This window comes from Dyadobacter alkalitolerans DSM 23607 (genome assembly GCF_000428845.1).
Classification (GTDB): Bacteria; Bacteroidota; Bacteroidia; order Cytophagales; family Spirosomataceae; genus Dyadobacter; species Dyadobacter alkalitolerans.
The window spans coordinates 565,478-582,667 of the sequence record NZ_AUAS01000002.1 but is presented as its reverse complement, the minus strand read 5'-3'; the positions used below and the strand labels follow the sequence as shown (position 1 = coordinate 582,667).

Here is a 17,190-nt window from a genome sequence, read left to right as displayed (position 1 = left end):
AACAGAAACATCATAAAGGCTATGTATACATCCTTACGAAATCTCATTGCGATTTTAATGCTGGCTGCCGCCTCGGGCTGCGAACGGGAGTTGCTGGATACTGTTCCTAACGACCGTCTGCCCGTGGAGCTGTTCTGGAAAACGGAGCAGGACGCGACCATGGCTACCAATGCAATTTACACGTATCTGGAAGGTCCGGGCATTTTCAGCTGGGACGGCATGACGGACATCGGACATACCAATCAGAGTTTTGCAACCGAAGCCCTGATCGAAAAAGGCCAGACGGATGCATTGAATGCAAAAGTGTTGCTGGAATGGACCAATGCGTACAAAGGAATCCGCGCTGCAAATAGTTTTTTCAAGAATATCGACAGGGTGCAGAATGCAGACCCCAAAAAGATCGATTTACTCAAAGGGGAAGTGAAATTTTTGAGGGCATATCTTTATACAAAACTAGCTAGTTTGTACGGCGATGTGCCGTTGATCACCGATGAGCTTTCTCTGGAAGAAAGCAGGCAGGTGAAACGCGCGCCGGTGGCGGAAGTCTGGGACTTTGTTGCTGCCGAACTCACAGAGGCTGCCGGGCTGCTGAACGCCGCTCCGCAACAAAAGGGACGGATCACGAAAGGCGCTGCATTGGGGCTGAAAGCAAGGGCATTACTATATGCGGGACGCTACGAAGGTGCGGCCGCGGCAGCGAAAGAAGTTATGGACCTGAAAGTTTACAACTTATATTCTTCTTATGAAAAACTGTTTAGTTATGAGGCTGAAAACAACCAGGAGGTGATTCTGGACAAACAGTTTATCAAGGACAACTATAACAACAATGTGTTTGCGACCATGGCACCTTACAGCCAGCAAGCCAGTACGAATTCATTTGTGCCGACCAAAGCGCTGGTGGATGCCTATGCGATGCGTAATGGAAAGGACATTACAGATCCTGCAAGCGGATTTGATCCCAAAGACCCTTACTCAAACCGTGATCCGCGGCTCAGGTACTCTGTCTTCGTAACCGGCGAAAAGCTTCCTGACGGGAAGATATTTAATTCAAATCCGGGTAGCGGCACGGCGGACGCAGTGGGTTACAGTTACATTACTTCCACTACTGGTTTTACTGTAAAAAAGTACATTAATCCTCAGGACCTGGCCCAGCCGGCCAATGGCGGGATCAACATTATTTTGATGCGCTATCCGGAAATTCTGTTAACCTATGCAGAGGCTAAGATCGAGCTCAATCAGCTGGATCAAAGTGTTCTGGACGCAATTAATCTGGTTCGTCAGAGAGCCGATGTCAATATGCCGCCTGTGAAAAATCTGGGTTCCCAACAGCATATGCGGCAGATTGTGCGCAAGGAACGACTGGTGGAGCTCGCTTTCGAAGGTTTACGATACATTGATCTGCGCCGGTGGCGCCTGGCTGAGCAAGTCCTTCCGGGCAAAGTATATGGCATGACTTACCTGGAAAACGGAACGCTGAAAACCGTAGAAGCACCTGCGTTCGAACGGGCATTTAACAAGAACCGGGACTATCTCTGGCCCATTCCTCAAAAGGAACGCGACCTGAATCCTGGATTAACACAAAACCCAAACTGGTAACCTATGCATATCTTTCAAATAAGCCTGATGGCTTTCTTAGTTCTGGCAAACAGGCAGGTCGTCAATGCAGATTCGGTGGTAGATAAAAAGATTCATCACTTGCGGGCAGGTAATGCGCGGGAATGGGATAGCTTTAAAGGAACACCGCAAAAGCAGCTCGATCTTAATTTTGACGGAAAAGAACATGCATCGGAAACCACGCTAAGTCTCAGGCAGGAAGATGTGAAAGCAGGTTGGGTTGTAACACTGAATGGCCGCGACCTGGGGAAACTCGATCAGGATGAAAACGCGCGTGTTAGGTATCTGCCCGTTCCGCCGAATGTTTTGAAGGCAAAAGGGAATGTGCTAACCATCAAGTATGATTCGGCAGGCAAAGCGGACTTGCTGCCGGACGATATCCTGGTCGGTGACATCCAATTGCTCGACCGTCCCACGCAGCAGCTGCTGGAAGAAGTGAAGGTTAATGTAGGCGTTTTCGAAAAAGGGATTAACCATTTGATTCCTGCAAGAATCACAATTACCAGGTTAGACAAAGCGCTGCAACCCGTTGTGGCGACGCCGGGGCAGCAGCTCGCGGTTCGTACCGGCTGTATTTATACGGGAGAAGGAACAGCTTCATTTTCACTGCCTGCGGGTAAATATAAGCTGTACGCAAGCCGGGGATTTGAGTATAGCGTGGATTCCGTTGTATTGGAGGTAACAAAAAATAAACCGGTAAGCCACCACTTTTCCCTCATCCGGGAAGTGCCAACCCAGGGTTGGGTTTCGTCTGATACGCACATTCACACGTTCACGAACTCGGGTCACGGAGATGCAACCGTACAGGAGCGGCTTTTAACCCTCGCCGGGGAAGGCATTGATCTGCCTGTTTTTACAGACCACAATATGGTGTACGACGCCAAACCATTGATCAGGAAAATGGGGCTGGACACGGTCTTTACGCCTGTAACCGGTAACGAGTTTACAACCAAGGTGGGCCATTTCAATGTATTTCCGCTGGCGGATAATGCGAAGGCGGCGGACCATCAGGTGAAAGACTGGGCATCGGTTTCAAAAGAGCTAGGCAATAGCAATAAGCAAGTGATTGTTCTGAATCATGGCCGTAATATTTTTTACAATTTCCAGCCATTCGGCCCGTCAAGGCACATTTCGATAGCCGGACAGGATCTGCAAGAATGGAAACTACCAGCCAATGCCATGGAAGTCATGAATTCGAGCGCGCAGCAAAAAGACATTATGCAATTGTACCGGGATTGGTTCGGCCTGCTTAACCGGGGGCATTACCTGACGCCGCTCGGTTCAAGTGATTCGCATGATGTGATGCGCTACCTGGTCGCGCAGGGGCGGACTTATATTCAATGTCGGGACGACGTGCCCGGAAAAATCAATGTCGGCGAAGCAGTTGATCAGCTGCTGGCTGGCCGGGTAATGGTGAGCTTTGGACTAATGGCTGAAATCAAGGTGGATGGAAAATATGGCCCTGGCGACCTTGCGCCGACCTCGGGCAAGGAAATGCAAATCTCTGCACGCGTGCTGGGACCTTCCTGGATTAAGGCAGACCGCGTTTCGTTGTATGCAAACGGCATGAAAATCCGGGAAGTACGCATTAACAAGGACGGAAAGAACGGGGTGAAGTGGGAGGGAAGCTGGACAGTTCCCATCAGTTCGCAGGATACCTATTTTGTAGCCATCGCAGAAGGGCCAGATCCATTGCACCCATTCTGGATTATTCCAAAACCCTACTCACGAATGTCCAGCGTGTGGAACCCGCAGGTGATCGGTTCTTCCGGCGCTTTGTGGGTGGATGCCGATGGGGATACTAAAAAAACAAGCGCATTTCATTACGCACAAAATCTGGTTGAAAGATCTCAGGGAAATACACAAAACCTTTTTAAACAGCTGGCTTCCTTTGACGAATCCGTTGCAGTTCAGGTCGCCTCTATTTTTCAGTCACAGGGAAAGTTGAACGAACTAATGTCTTCACAGGCATTTAAAAATGCATCCCAGCAAGTGAAAAATGGGTTTGATGTCTATCATCAGGCTTTAAAAGAGTCGGAACAATTTGCAAAAAGCAGGTAAGAAATGGCCACGGCGTACTTGCTAATAAACAATCATTCGTGTTTTATGAAAAAAGTCATTTACAGTTATTTATCTCTGCTGCTGATTGCCGGGAGCGTCACGCAAAGCCGTGCGCAAAAATTCACCATCCCTGTTTTTCCAGATACGCAAAACGAAGTTGGCGGCAAGCAGGATATGTTTTACAGCCAGGTGAAATGGATAGTGGAAAAGAAGGATTCCCTAAATATCCCAATTGTGCTGCACGTCGGCGACCTGGTCAATTTTGATAATTTCGACCATTATGAGACGGCCAGCCAGGGTTACGAGCTGTTTGATATACAACACATTCCGTACGCCATTGCCCTAGGGAACCATGATACGGAGGCGGTGGGTTTTATGAGCGGAAGTGCGGCGCCGGGTAATGTGAACCAGAATTTAAGGAAAACGGCGAAGTTCAATTCTTACTTTCCCGTGAGCCGGTTTGCGACGCAGCGTGGACGTTATGAGGCCGACAAAAGTGACAATTCGTATTACACATTTAAAGCAGGTGATACCAACTGGCTGGTGATCACGCTGGAATTTTGTCCTAGAATGGGCGCGATCAATTGGGCCAGCGACATTGCCAGACAGTACTTTAACTATAATGCCATCATTGTGACGCATTATTATCTGACCACAAAAGGCGAAATCGGTCAGACCAACTCCGGTTATGGCGATTTCAGTCCGCAGGATATTTTTGATAAACTTATCAAAACCAATCCGAATATCCGCTTCGTTTTCAGCGGTCACGTTGCGGATTCTGCCTGGAAAATTGATGAGACCGATCAAGGTAGCAAGGTGTACCAGATCCTGCAGGATTACCAGAGCGAGGACGCCGGCGGCGGTTACATTCGTCTGCTCGATTTCGACATTGAAAAAGGTACTGTATCAGCATCCATGTATTCGCCTTACTACAAAAAGGTGAAGGAAGACAAATCGAAATTTCAGCTGACCGGGATCGATTTTATCAAACAATCCGAGGAGCGGTCTCGCAAGCGGCCTGAGTAATTAATCACATTGATTCCGGCTCCTAAGGCTGCATTTCGGCTGTATGCTGCAATGCAGCTGGCTTTGCAATTCCTCCCCATAAATGTAGTGATAGCAACCAAATAGCAGGCCGGTTGTGATCGCCATTATCTGATATTATATTATTATTAAGACCAGCGTTGGTTTAGTTTCTTCAATACATTTGTGGTGAAATCTGTGATCATTCTACACTTTCGTTCTGACTAAGAATCTATTCAAGCAATGGAAAATGATCGCAGACGACTTTATCGAGAAACCGGGAGCTGGCGTGACAACTTACAGTGAATATTCCGAAGAAAAAGTACTGACGCTGCTTGCCAGCGGCGATAAAGGGGCGTTTAAATGGATTTATTTCACTTATTTTCCCCGCATCTTTTCCTATGCGCGAAAATTTACGAGATCCGCTGACCTGGCCGAAGACATTGCTCAGGATGTATTCCTTAAAGTTTGGGAAAACCGAGCCGATTTCCTGGAAATCAGATACCTGGAAGGCTATCTTTTCACCATTTGTAAAAACACAACCCTGAATGTGCTTTCCCGCGCCGCCCGTGAAACCAGGATCTACAACCTGATCATGGCCACTATCCCCCATGCTCACACAAGCACAGAAAACGAGATTCAGACAGCAGAGTACGAAATGCTGCTCAGCCAGGCGATCGAGCGTTTGCCGTCCCAACGCAAAAAAATCTTCCAACTTTGCAAGATCGAGGGGAAAAGTTATGAGCACGTTGCCAGGGAACTCGGCGTCAGCACGGGAACGGTAAATGATCACATTGTGAAAGCGACCCGTTCGGTACGTTCCTATTTGATGCGATACGACATTGCCCTCGGAATAATGCTCATTACATCTTTTTTTCAAAAAAAATTTTAAGAGCAGCATATGTACCCCCGGAGTTGTCGGTCTTACTTATAAACCGGCAAGATTTTGAAACCAGAAAATATCAAAGACCTCTTTCAAAGATTTGTAGCTGGACATGTGAGCTACGAAGAAAGCTTGGTTGTGGTGGAATTGCTGAATACACCTCATGGCCAAAGCCTTTACGAAGAGATTATTGATGACTTTCATCGAAAGAATGCGGTGAAGATCGAACCTTTCAGTCGACCGGAACTGGAACATAGGTTTGCTAAGCTTGAAGAAGCGATACTGGACAAGGGTCGTCTGGCTCCCACACACCGCAGCATAGGGCGCAGGGCCTGGCTGCTGGCCGCATCACTGACTGGATTGTTAATGATTGCGGGCTTTTCATGGTATTTTTTTCCTGGTAATCAGCATGTGACGTATAGGACTGACTATGGAGAGCTCAAAGAAATCACCTTACCGGACGGTTCGCAGGTCGTACTCAATGGTCATTCAGTAATCAGCTTTCAGGGCAACTGGCAGGAATCGGTTCGTGAGGTACAGCTTGACGGCGAAGCTTACTTCAAAGTTAGAAAAACACCCGACCGCAAAAAATTTGTTGTTCTGATCCGCAACTCTGGAAGCATTGAAGTGCTCGGTACCGAATTCAATGTAAACCACCGGGCGGGGCGTTCTAATGTAATGCTCAAATCGGGTAAAATCAGGCTTACAGTTGGCGGCAACCAACTGCTGATGGTACCTGGTGAGCTGGCTGCATTTGCCGATGACGGAAGCCAGATTGCAACAAGCAATGTTAATCCTGCCGTTTACAACACCTGGACTGAGCGCAAGATTGTTTTTGAAAATACATCTCTCGCAGATATCGTGACAATGCTTCGGCAAACGTATAATCTCGATGTCCGTGTAAGCGACCGGCGTTTGCTGGCCAAAAAGCTGTCGGGTACTGCGTCTATCCATGATATCGATGTTTTCCTTGAAGCGCTCTCAGGCACTTTTGGACTAACCGTATCCCGCAAGAATAACTATGTATTGATACAGGCACAATAGCGCCAAACTTTACCGGCAATTGCCACTGTAACCACTGAATTCGGCCGAAAGGCCGACTGGAAATCTATTGTCAACTATTATTTTCTGTTACCCATGAAACCAAAATCGCTGCGATGGACGATCTGTATTTTGCTCCTGTTGAGTCTCAAAATCCATCCCGTCATTTACGGAAAGCCACTGGCCGACCATATGCAAATTCGAGCAAAAACATTAAGGGAAGCGCTGTCGGACCTTGAAAATGCGTTCAGAGTGTCTATCATGTTTGACAGTGAGCTGATCGCCAACAAATCGGTAAAAGACAATAACTTCAAACTCCGCACAATCGAAGAATCCCTCCGGGCGCTGCTTAAAGATCATGGCTTGGATTACCGCAGGGCTGACAACAACTTTTACTATATTACCGCCAGCAGAAAACTGGAAAGCATGTCCTTTCCGGCCGAAACCAGCGTGCAAGCCGAGTCAGCCTCCACCGCGCCCGTCAGCCAGAGTGTCGTCGGTTCAGGAAAAGCAGGTCTTGGTAAAATGGTACAAAAAATATCAGGAACCGTCACCGATGCCATTACGCATGAGGCACTTCCTGGTGTGAGCATTCTGATCAAAGGAACCTCGACAGGCACCATAACCGATGAAAAGGGCCGCTTTGATTTCAACTTGGACCAGGATAATGTTACGCTGGTCATATCATACATTGGGTATATGACGCGGGAAATTTTTACGGGAGGTCAAACTGCGCTGGCTATTGCACTTCATCCAAACGTCAAAATGTTGAATGAGGCGGTTGTTGTTGGTTACGGCACCCAGCAGCGAAAGGATGTGACAGGCGCATTATCAGTGATACAGAGCAAGGACATTGAAAAAATGCCTGTTGCGGGACTTGACCAGGCTATACAGGGACAGGCCGCCGGCGTGTTTGTGTCCTCAAACTCGGGAGCACCGGGCTCGGATGTAACTGTCCGCGTGCGGGGTACGGGCACCATCGGAAACAACAACCCGCTGTATGTGATCGACGGCACGCCTACCGGGCCTGAGTCGATCAACCTTTTCAATACCAGAGATATCGAGTCCATCGTTGTCTTGAAAGATGCTGCCGCAGCGACGATCTATGGTTCCAGAGCCGCTAATGGTGTAATCCTGGTGACGACTAAAAAGGGAAAAGCGGGCGAAACGAAGGTTTCCTTCGACAGCTACTTTGGCCTGCAGTCAGCCTGGCGCTTACCCAAGCTGTTGAATGTCAATGAATATGCGACCGTCATCAATGAGGCCTATGTCAATTCCGGTCGACCTGCCGCATTCGGCCAGCCAGATACTTTGGGTGCTAATCATTACTGGCTCCGGGAGCTGTTCAAAACGGCGACAACACAGAACTATAATTTGTCCGTTTCCGGCGGAGGAGAGAAGTCGCAATTTGCATTGTCAGGCTCATATCTGGATCAAAAAGGTATTCTGCCGAACAGCGATTTCAGCCGCATTTCTTTCCGCATTAATACAACCCACCAAATTAAACGCAAGTGGCATACAGGACAAAATCTGACGATCAGTCATTCCAGTGGCAATCAGATACGGACTAATGAGCTGGGTGGCATTCTTTCTAACGCCGTATATAAGCGACCGTTCGAGTCGGTATATGATGATGAAGGCCGGTTCTCCGAAAACGCGGCCAATCCGAATCCTATTGCGCAGGCATACAGGACAGAAAACAGGCGAAAGCGGCTCAGGTTGTTCGGGAATGTTTTCGCAGAATATGAAATCACCGGTGCCCTTAAATTCCGGACGAATCTTGGAATGGATATTAATTACTCCAACAACAAAAATTACATCCCCGCTTTTGGCGCAACCGCAAACTCGCTGATCGAGTATGCCGATCTTTCTTACACACCGCTTTGGCAAAATTCACTTTCGTATAGCAAAAAGTTTGAATCGGGACATGACTTTTCGGCCCTCGTAAGTGTCGATGCCCAGTCGAGCCGGTATGAATTTACCACAGTGAAAGGAGATAACTTCATTACCGATGATGTGAACAATCGCTATCTGGCCGCTGCACAAAGCGTGGACATCGGGCACCTGAACGGCAATGCGTCGGAATGGTCGCTGCTGTCATTGATCACCAGGGTGAACTATGCATTCCGAGACCGTTACCTGTTCAGCGCCAGTTTTCGCCGTGATGGTACGTCGCGTTTTGCGCAGGGGCACCGCTGGGGAAATTTTCCTTCGGTTTCCGCTGCCTGGCGCGTGTCAGACGAACTATTTATGAAGCAACAAACTGTTGTATCGGATCTTAAATTCAGGGCAAGCTGGGGACAGTTGGGAAATCAGGAGGTAGGCGACAACTATGCTACTTACAACACCGTTTCTACCGGTCTGCAATACGCATTCGGTCCAGGTGGCCAAACCTACTATGAAGGGTTAGGCATTCCCACAAACGGCAAAGGCGGTGCCAAGCTCACTTCTAACCATCTTGTATGGGAAACGAGCACGCAAACCGATTTTGGTATGGACCTGGGTTTATTCAAAAATAAGCTGACGCTTACGGCCGATTATTTTTCACGCAAGACGAGCAATATGCTGCTCGATCAGCCGGTTTCGTCGCTTTCGGGCGCTTCCACCATCAGTATCAATGCAGGGTCGATCCGTAACCGCGGACTGGAATTTGGATTGAACTACAACCAAACTGCCGGCGATTTGCAGTACAGCGCCGGATTCAATGTCACGCGGCTTTACAACAAGGTGCTTGAACTGAACCCTGGCATCAACTATATCCTCGGACCGGTCAGCGGAACCCAAGGTTCGCTCCTTACAAGGACTTCAATAGGGGGGGAGGTAGGCAGCTTTTACGGCTATGTTACCGATGGGATTTTCCAGAATAACGAAGCGGTGAAAGCCCATGCCAGACAGGAAGTGGCAACAGCCCCCGGGGATATCCGTTTCCGCGATCTGAATGGCGATGGAATGATCAATGCGAATGACCAGACTAAGATTGGGAGCCCGATACCAAATTGGCTATATGGGATCAATGGGAATGTAAGTTACAAATCCTTTGATCTTTCACTGCTTTTGCAGGGCGTGCAAGGAAATGATGTCTATAACCAGCTCGCCATGCGCGCACAAAGCGGCACCAATCTCTTCAATAAATTCACACCGGTGCTCGACCGCTGGACAGGGGAAGGGACCAGCACCACCGAGCCGAGAGTTCATCTGAACGACCCCAACAACAACGCCAGAGTGTCAGACAGATGGGTGGAAAGTGGTTCTTACCTGCGTCTGAAAAACCTTCAGATCGGATACACGCTTCCGGCGAGTGCACTCGGAAGGCTTGGAGTTTCTCGGTTGCGTCTGTCGCTGACCGGTCAGAATCTGCTAACATTTACCAAATACTCCGGTTTTGATCCGGAAATGGGCCCTTCCACCGACTTTGTGGATGGTCGCGGTGCCGACCTGGAAATCGGTGCAGATAAAGGAAGGTACCCACAAGCGCGCGTTTATACGCTCGGCCTGTCGGTAGGATTTTAAAAACTTACATTTTTTAATTAAAAATATAGCATGAAAAATCTTGTTACCACCTGCATGTTACTCGCCTCGATACTGTTGAGTTTATCATGTGAGGACTATCTCGAGAAAAAGCCTTTAGGTGAAACGCTGCTGGGCAGCATTTCATCGGAGGAAGAAGCAGTGCTCTTCACCAATGCCGCTTACGAACCTTTACTCTGGGGCAGGCCAGATCCGATGCAGGGACATTACTTCAATGATGCCTGGGTGCTAGGCGACCTGGCCTCCGACGATACGGAGTCGCCAGTCGATCCGAACAACAGCACTGAGCGCGCCATTCAGGATTTCAACATTTTCCCAGATAATCCGAATCTGCGTGACTGGTTCGGCAGCGCATACAGCGGGATTGCCCGGTGTAACCTGGTGATCGATGGTGTTTCCAAAATGCCTGCGAGCGCATTCAAAAACGCTGGGGTCAAAGATCGCTGTCTGGGAGAAGCTTATTTCCTGCGGGGACTCTATTACTTCGATCTTGTCAAAGTGTTTGGCGGAGTTCCATTGATTGAGCAGCCGATAACCACGATCGAAGGGACACAGGTCGCCCGCGCGACCGACGCCCAAACGTGGGCTTTTGTTGAAAAAGATCTGACCACGGCAGCGGGCTTGCTACCATCTGTGAAGACCTACCGCAATTCGGCCAATATCGGTCGGGCGACAAAAGGTGCGGCCACTGCGTTGCTGGCCAAAGTGTATTTGTACCAGCAGAAATGGGCCGAGTCGGTCAAGGCTGCCGAAGCGGTGATGAACTCAGGTGATTATGAACTAAATGCGGACTATTTAGCTCAGTTTAATAACCAGAACGATCAGAATACGATCGAGTCGATATTTGAAGTGCAGGCCTACCGGACAGGTGGTTGGGGCGGCGGAACAGAAATCAGCCTTGACTTCGGCCGTTGGGGCTTTAATAACCCGACAAAAGAACTGGTGGCTGCATATGAGCCCGGTGACCCGAGGCTCGGCTATACGATCTTTAAGCCGGGCGATAATCGCTTCGGTCAGGTTTACGACGGTAAGAATGGGCCGAGTACTGTCACCGGGTTTTTGGCCAGGAAATATGTCTTTGACCCGGCTACGGTAGGGGCCGCTCCGAATGGCTGGACTGGAGGAGAAGGGGTCAATTACGTCGTGCTCAGATATGGTGAGTTGCTTCTGATCCACGCCGAAGCGCTGATCGAACAGAACCAGCGCTTGCAGGAGGCGGTGGATGATATCAACAAGGTGCGCGCGCGGCCTGGGGTGAATATGCCGCCTGTCAAACTATCCGGTCAACAGGATCTGAGAGAACGATTACGCCATGAACGCAGGGTCGAACTGGCATTAGAAGGTCACCGGTTCTTTGATATGATCCGCTGGGGCGAAGCTTACGCGGCCCCACTTTTTACAGCGCAAGGCAAGACCAATTTCCAGTTCAAAAAGCATAAAATATTTCCAATCCCCCAAGCGGAAATCGACCTGAATCCATTGTTGACGCAAAACTGAGGCGGAGTACAAGAATTCATTTCAAGGCACTCAATCGAGTTTCATTGCATAAGTTAGTTGCAATGGAACTCGATTTTTTTTAATACGCTGCTCGGCGACAGCCATAGTGAAGCACATCAAAGCAAAATTGCGGTTCAGGTAATGACTGCCTTGGTAAAAGCATCAAATTGAACTTGACAAGAATAGTTGTAATAAAGAAGAAACGCCTGGCTGCTGTCTCCACGACTCTGAACGTGCACCACCATCAATGGCACCAAAGCCGATTTCATCAATGAGTTTAATAATAGTCTGTTTTTGCTGCTGATCATCACCAACAAACGACATGCAATCCGGTTCGCACTTCCGGCATCAATCCTGTTCACATTCACGTCCGGTGAGATCCAAACCCATAGGCAGCTCATCCGGGCCACCGGCGGACGCGCCGATGGCACGATGGTGCGGTTTGCTTCTTTTGGTTGCCCACATACCCAAGGTGCCATCATCAAGCATCCCACTTAGGATAATGCCGATTGAATGTGAGCCGTATGCCACAGCGGCAGACCGATGCAACACATCTACGGAAGGCCGGAAGCGGTTTTCTGCCGGGCCAGAAAGTTGAGCACTATGAGATCGCATCTTATGGAACCTTAAGAAACATTGCCCGCACCTTGGGCTGTCAACAGGCTGCAGACCTCTTACAACAAACACTTGATCAGGAGGGTGAAACAGACCATATTTTGACCGGCCTGGCTGAAACCTATGTGAATGAGCAGGCAAGCGCCGAATAAGAATCCAGCGTTACAGGTGCTGATTCTATAAGGAGTCAGCACTTGTATCGCCTACAATTTAAAACGGCAGGTTGCCGACTACTATCAAGGCAGTTACAGGAATGTATATGGTAGTTGATAGGCGCACAATTTCATGAGAATAGTGTTCACATCAGTTAAGATATAACACTGATTTCAGATGTCCTGATCAGGATCTGCTTCTGGCCGAACTGCTTTTCAAGGCCTGCCTTATAGGGCACCCAAAAGTCCAGATTTAGCTCCGGAGCCATTACTTCATAAATAATGATTTCATCGCGGACAGCTGTGCCGCCTTCTTTCCACAAGCCCGTTGCCGGGGCTCTCTGATAAATGGTAACGCCATCAAAATGCTGGGTTAACTTGTCTTTTACCTGGTTAAACAAGCTATCGTCAAACGGAGTCCCATTCGGACCCGTTAGCGGTACAAAAATTTGTATGAGTTGCATCTTTTTAACAATTTGTGTAAGGTTTCATCAAGGAATGAATCTAGGGCTACGCGCCCCGCTCAAGCTGTTCTGGCATTCCTTTATTTAGAGGCCGACGATATGATGTGCCTTTTGTGCCACACTTTCCTCCTGATTTGATCCTTTTGCTTTCTTTTTATTTGGTTTATCCAAAGGGCGGCTATAACAAGTACCTTCTAATTTCCTAAATCCACCCGATGTAAATAAATCTCCTAAGCCCTTTTTGGTGCCTCGATCAGCAGCAGGTTGGTTTTGTGTTATCATTGTTCATGGTATTGTGGATGTGTATATGAAAAAAGACTTGGCGATAGTAATTTCCATGCCAGGGTTAACTAAGTGGTGGCGGCCCAATGGCGGACACCAATATAAAGTTGATTTTCTAACCGCTTGGAGCCGCCTAAAAATTCGGTGGTTTTTCCGAACTCTCAATGTCATTGATTTTTCTCCGTTTCCCTCCAGAAAACGCCCAATTAATTGTTGCCCAGGGAAGGACTATCAATAGTGGCTCTAAAAGATCCCCGTTGAGGGAACTCGTCCAGGGCGTGGATACGCGGAGATAATTTTATGGATATTTTCCCATTTAGGATTGTTAGGAAGTTTGGAGATAATGTCATCCAATTGTTTGGGCGTTATAACGCCATAAGAACTGTATCCGCTCGCAGGTTCTGACCCATAAACCAAAATGTTCTCTTTAAGGTGGTACCCCACAAACATATAAGGGCCGTCATTTATTGCTGTTACTTGATAATATGGCCGCCTAAATGGTCGTAGTTGAACTAAGTCGCCGAGTGTCTTGAACGCGATAATATGACCTTTATCATGATTATCCGTTGCGATGGTTCTTTCGTGGCAGGTCATCCACCAGAGGATTCCCATAGCCAACACCAGTAGTGCGCAAAGTTTCGCCAAAAGCTTTACAAAAAGTTTTGGAGCTCGCATATCCAAAGTTATGTTTGCAAGGCGATCATGAGCCTCTCTCTGGTTTTCAGTCGGTTGACAGTTGAGTTTCCGGTGTTTCTGATGAGTTCAGATAAAGATACTGATAAAATAGTCTTTAAAATAACTCTATTTCTGAAAGCTTGTTTGCAGTATTAGCTAAGTTTACTTGACGGGTTCGCTGTTTATAAAGCATTCTCATCAGCCATTAGTACGATAAATGACGAATTTTCCTGAAAAAAGTTCTTACTTTTTCACTTGTCATACATGCAGGATTGTTGATCGTCCGATCGGCGTCAATCATAAGACTTAGAAGTATTCACATTGGAGATTTCAAACCTTATTTTGTGCAAGGCTGTCAAGCCAATCACTACTGATTCTGTCAAGTATTATTCCAAGTAACTGTTTGCCTTCGGCTCCTTCAGCCCGTCTTCCAATGCTATAAGCGGAGTCTGACTTCAGGAAGTAATCGTCAGCGTTTGTTGAAGTTGCGGTCTTATATCGTTATTGAGCTAAAGACCGGCAAATTTATACCAGAATACGCAGGTAAACTGGATCGCTCCGGCGACCCGGTTTTATCTCTCAGTAGTCGATGATGTGTTGAAAAGGAGTGATTAATTAGGCAACATCATGTTGCACAATTGATTTATACAGATAGCTCATACCGTTTTAGCAAGTATTCGCAACTCAAAGAGTCGCTAAAATAACATAAAATCGGGTATATGGGTGTGAGCGTATAGCTAGGATATCGAAGTTTATTATTCAAGAATTTTCATATTGTATACATTCATATCTAATTTATGGGTATGAATGAAATCCATGTACTTCCAGTCGAATATCTCGGCGCAACTATTGAACTGCCACTGACAATTATCACACTAGGCTATACTTATCAGCTTCAAATAGAAATTGAGGGCAAAAAGCTAGTTTTTGAGAAGACGATCAAGGTGAATACCGGGTTGTTGACGATGCAAACGGACCAGGACATGTTAACAAAAGTCTTGTTTTAGCTATTCTATCTACACTTAGAGAACTTTAAGCATTGCGCCAGCTGCTGTTGTTGCAATTTGAGCATCGCCGAAGTCAGGGTCTAGCCTAGCCACTCACTGTTGCTATTCTTTTTCCGGGGACGGATCTGGTTCTTCCTTGGGCCGTCTGGGTTCCCTCCATTTCAAACGCGCGTCCTTGCTTAATCTATTTAATGACTTCCGATGGGACGAATCGGGAGTAGCGTCGGAATCTTTCGTGAGAAATTGAAGGAATGTGTTGTGAGAATTACCGATTACATCGTTTTTATTTCCGGACGAGGGAAATATAGTATGAGTTCCATTCGCATTTACAATCACTTTTACATTATTACCCGCCGAATGAAAAGTCGAATGGGTACCATTCGGGTTAACAATTACACCCGCGTCACTACCAATAGAATGAAATGTTGACTGCGTACCGTTTGGATTTGCAATAATGCCCGTACCACTACCTGTGGAATGCACCGCCGAATGCGTACCGTTTGGATTTACGATAATGCTCGTCCCGCTGCCTGTGGAATGTACTGTCGAATGCGTTCCATTTGGATTTACAATAATGCCCGTCCCGCTGCCTGTAGAATGCACTGTCGAATGCGTCCCATCAGCGTTAATGACTATCTGTTGGGCAATTGAAGCATTGGTAATTGTTGCGATCAGAAAAGAAATGAGCAGTTTCATGATAAGTAAGAATTATGGCGCCGTTTGTGAATATACTAAATATTCTTCTTGTTAAACAATCTTCCCAGGTCGTATTTCAGGTGGAACCCGCTAGTACCGGAAACTCCATCAGTCGGAACCGACTTCTGCCATTATTCACGCCCAGACTTCTCAATCCTTGCTGATCCGAGTTGGAAAGTTATATGACTCTCGCTCATGTTACCCGCGCTGTTTAGTTATTAAAGTACTTTTCCAGGTGGGCCATTACCTTGGTAGCAGTTAGTCCGTGTACCAATACAGACAACAGCGCTATGAATGCGGTAATTGACCACAATTCTTTTGCATGCGGAAAGTGCGCCTCTTGCAAAGCAAAGGAGAGATAGTAAAAGGAGCCTATTCCACGGATGCCGTAAAAGCTGATGCCTAGCTTTTCTTTAAAATGCAGCGCAGTCCCGCTCAACGCAAGCATCCCAGAGACCGGCCTGATTAAAAAAAGGAAACCAATTGCCAGTAATGCCATGGGCCAGCTCAATGCCTGCAAGATACCATCCACTAAGCTCCCGCCAAATACCAGCAACACGACAGCCACCAGAATTCTTTCTGTCTGCTCAGAAAACTGATGCATGTCTTTATGGAAGTTGTGGCCCATTTCATAATTTCGGAATGTGACTGCTGCCACAAACACTGCAATAAAACCGTAGCCATGTAACAGTTCTACGCAACCGAATATGAACAGTGCAGCAGCTATGGCTATGAAGCCGTCATTTAAGTTGATTATCCGGCTCTTCTCCGCGACTCTCAGCACCAGGAAAGCCAGGAGCCGACCCATGGCAAACCCTAAAATAATACCACTGACGATTTTATAAATCAAGTCCACGAGAGCCCATGTGACCAGCTCACTTACGATGGTTGCTGGCAAAGCAGTTGCCAGCGCGATAGCCAACCAGGTAAAAGGGAACGCCATCCCATCATTCATGCCAGCTTCGGCTGTAAGTGCAAAGCGCACGTCGTCGGCCGCTCCTTCCATTGGAGGGCCCACCTGCACATCTGCTGCAAGGACAGGGTCTGTCGGCGACAATACAGCGCCTAACAGAAGCGCTGAGGGCAGGCTAAAATCTAAAAATGCCCAGGCCAGGAATGTCACAGCCGCTATACACAAAAGCATTGTGACGCTAAGCAAGCGAAAAGGGACGCTCCACTTTTTGAGTGAAAACGGCTTGTCTATTTTAAGCCCTGTTCCCATCAATGATATCACCACGACGAGCTCTGTAAGGTGGATTGAGTAATCCTGGTAGAGAATTGGGTCCGCTTGTGGAAGCGCGTCCAGTATGCTGAAAACAATTACGCCCAGCAGCACATACACTACCGAATCAGAAACGCCTGTTTTGGCTGTAAAAGATGGCATCCATGCCATACCCAGAACGGCAGCACCAATAATTGCAAGAATTAAAACGTAAGTGTCCATAAAGATGCTGTAATGTAGCGGTAGGTATAGTAAAAACTGTTCCACTAACACTTTCCTGGCAACGACGCTTTTTTGAACGAACTGGTCAGGTTCAAATTTTCTTTCCCCATTATGGTTCTCAATGCTCTTTTGAGAACTAAAAAGTGGTCCTTCGGTCTGCAAGGATTTGGGCGTAGAATTTCAGTCCTTTAACAAGGTTTTGATAGCG

General features: G+C 47.5%; 14 protein-coding genes and 1 pseudogene. 8 read left to right on the top strand and 7 right to left on the bottom strand.

Translation table 11 applies throughout. From position 1 onward, the window contains the following. The first annotated feature begins 21 nt into the window (after positions 1-21). The 7 genes from G395_RS0105640 (at position 22) to G395_RS0105610 (ending at position 11,647) form a co-directional block, all read left to right on the top strand. Positions 22-1,596, top strand: coding sequence for a RagB/SusD family nutrient uptake outer membrane protein (locus tag G395_RS0105640; protein ID WP_026629167.1), 1,575 nt, complete (start codon positions 22-24; stop codon positions 1,594-1,596). 27 nt (positions 1,597-1,623) lie between these two features. Next, positions 1,624-3,675 (top strand): CehA/McbA family metallohydrolase, encoded by a 2,052-nt coding sequence (locus G395_RS0105635; RefSeq protein ID WP_035360419.1) that lies wholly within the window; start codon positions 1,624-1,626, stop codon positions 3,673-3,675. A 45-nt stretch (positions 3,676-3,720) separates the two neighbouring features. Further along, positions 3,721-4,701: a metallophosphoesterase gene (locus G395_RS0105630; protein ID WP_084439423.1), complete on the top strand. Its 981-nt coding sequence runs from the start codon at positions 3,721-3,723 to the stop codon at positions 4,699-4,701. Between the two features lie 247 nt (positions 4,702-4,948). Continuing rightward, positions 4,949-5,590 (top strand): RNA polymerase sigma factor, encoded by a 642-nt coding sequence (locus G395_RS28695; RefSeq protein ID WP_051350017.1) that lies wholly within the window; start codon positions 4,949-4,951, stop codon positions 5,588-5,590. Between the two features lie 54 nt (positions 5,591-5,644). After that, positions 5,645-6,625, top strand: coding sequence for a FecR family protein (locus G395_RS30990; RefSeq protein WP_051350016.1), 981 nt, complete (start codon positions 5,645-5,647; stop codon positions 6,623-6,625). Positions 6,626-6,718: 93 nt separating this feature from the next. Beyond that, the gene (locus tag G395_RS0105615; protein WP_051350015.1) at positions 6,719-10,132 is read left to right on the top strand and encodes a SusC/RagA family TonB-linked outer membrane protein; all 3,414 of its coding nucleotides are present in this window, start codon (positions 6,719-6,721) and stop codon (positions 10,130-10,132) included. A 30-nt stretch (positions 10,133-10,162) separates the two neighbouring features. After that, positions 10,163-11,647, top strand: coding sequence for a RagB/SusD family nutrient uptake outer membrane protein (locus tag G395_RS0105610; RefSeq protein WP_026629163.1), 1,485 nt, complete (start codon positions 10,163-10,165; stop codon positions 11,645-11,647). A 162-nt stretch (positions 11,648-11,809) separates the two neighbouring features. On the opposite strand, the gene G395_RS31985 is transcribed toward G395_RS0105610, so the two are convergent. Both G395_RS31985 and G395_RS32660 read right to left on the bottom strand, forming a co-directional pair. Beyond that, the gene (locus G395_RS31985; RefSeq protein ID WP_157486567.1) at positions 11,810-11,971 is read right to left on the bottom strand and encodes a hypothetical protein; all 162 of its coding nucleotides are present in this window, start codon (positions 11,969-11,971) and stop codon (positions 11,810-11,812) included. Positions 11,972-12,094: 123 nt separating this feature from the next. Next, positions 12,095-12,235, bottom strand: a pseudogene (locus G395_RS32660) (chemotaxis protein CheB); the annotation flags it as partial. Here G395_RS32660 and G395_RS32655 point away from each other — a divergent pair. Beyond that, positions 12,172-12,414: a YciE/YciF ferroxidase family protein gene (locus tag G395_RS32655; protein WP_051350014.1), complete on the top strand. Its 243-nt coding sequence runs from the start codon at positions 12,172-12,174 to the stop codon at positions 12,412-12,414. The pseudogene G395_RS32660 and the gene G395_RS32655 overlap by 64 nt on opposite strands. Before the next feature lie 155 nt (positions 12,415-12,569). Here G395_RS32655 and G395_RS0105595 read toward each other — a convergent pair whose 3' ends face one another. The 5 genes from G395_RS0105595 to G395_RS0105570 all read right to left on the bottom strand — a co-directional run bounded on the left by G395_RS0105595 (position 12,570) and on the right by G395_RS0105570 (position 16,982). Continuing rightward, complete coding sequence (locus G395_RS0105595; RefSeq protein WP_026629161.1) at positions 12,570-12,878, bottom strand: hypothetical protein; 309 nt, start codon at positions 12,876-12,878, stop codon at positions 12,570-12,572. An 84-nt stretch (positions 12,879-12,962) separates the two neighbouring features. Then, the gene (locus G395_RS0105590; protein WP_026629160.1) at positions 12,963-13,160 is read right to left on the bottom strand and encodes a hypothetical protein; all 198 of its coding nucleotides are present in this window, start codon (positions 13,158-13,160) and stop codon (positions 12,963-12,965) included. A gap of 243 nt (positions 13,161-13,403) precedes the next feature. Continuing rightward, positions 13,404-13,835 (bottom strand): hypothetical protein, encoded by a 432-nt coding sequence (locus G395_RS0105585; protein ID WP_026629159.1) that lies wholly within the window; start codon positions 13,833-13,835, stop codon positions 13,404-13,406. Between the two features lie 1,109 nt (positions 13,836-14,944). Further along, a complete protein-coding gene (locus G395_RS30985) occupies positions 14,945-15,538 on the bottom strand; it encodes a hypothetical protein (protein WP_026629157.1) in 594 nt (197 codons plus the stop codon). Positions 15,539-15,749: 211 nt separating this feature from the next. Continuing rightward, positions 15,750-16,982 (bottom strand): cation:proton antiporter, encoded by a 1,233-nt coding sequence (locus G395_RS0105570; RefSeq protein ID WP_026629156.1) that lies wholly within the window; start codon positions 16,980-16,982, stop codon positions 15,750-15,752. Positions 16,983-17,190 lie beyond the last annotated feature (208 nt).

Excerpts from the sequence above, each read along its gene's own strand:
- G395_RS0105640 (WP_026629167.1), top strand. The coding sequence starts at position 22 with ATGTATACATCCTTACGAAATCTCATTGCGATTTTAATGCTGGCTGCC.
- G395_RS0105635 (WP_035360419.1), top strand. The coding sequence starts at position 1,624 with ATGGCTTTCTTAGTTCTGGCAAACAGGCAGGTCGTCAATGCAGATTCG.
- G395_RS0105630 (WP_084439423.1), top strand. The coding sequence starts at position 3,721 with ATGAAAAAAGTCATTTACAGTTATTTATCTCTGCTGCTGATTGCCGGG.
- G395_RS28695 (WP_051350017.1), top strand. The coding sequence starts at position 4,949 with ATGATCGCAGACGACTTTATCGAGAAACCGGGAGCTGGCGTGACAACT.
- G395_RS0105615 (WP_051350015.1), top strand. The coding sequence starts at position 6,719 with ATGAAACCAAAATCGCTGCGATGGACGATCTGTATTTTGCTCCTGTTG.
- G395_RS0105610 (WP_026629163.1), top strand. The coding sequence starts at position 10,163 with ATGAAAAATCTTGTTACCACCTGCATGTTACTCGCCTCGATACTGTTG.
- G395_RS31985 (WP_157486567.1), bottom strand. The coding sequence starts at position 11,971 with ATGTCGTTTGTTGGTGATGATCAGCAGCAAAAACAGACTATTATTAAA.
- G395_RS32655 (WP_051350014.1), top strand. The coding sequence starts at position 12,172 with ATGCCACAGCGGCAGACCGATGCAACACATCTACGGAAGGCCGGAAGC.
- G395_RS0105595 (WP_026629161.1), bottom strand. The coding sequence starts at position 12,878 with ATGCAACTCATACAAATTTTTGTACCGCTAACGGGTCCGAATGGGACT.
- G395_RS0105590 (WP_026629160.1), bottom strand. The coding sequence starts at position 13,160 with ATGATAACACAAAACCAACCTGCTGCTGATCGAGGCACCAAAAAGGGC.
- G395_RS0105585 (WP_026629159.1), bottom strand. The coding sequence starts at position 13,835 with ATGCGAGCTCCAAAACTTTTTGTAAAGCTTTTGGCGAAACTTTGCGCA.
- G395_RS30985 (WP_026629157.1), bottom strand. The coding sequence starts at position 15,538 with ATGAAACTGCTCATTTCTTTTCTGATCGCAACAATTACCAATGCTTCA.
- G395_RS0105570 (WP_026629156.1), bottom strand. The coding sequence starts at position 16,982 with ATGGACACTTACGTTTTAATTCTTGCAATTATTGGTGCTGCCGTTCTG.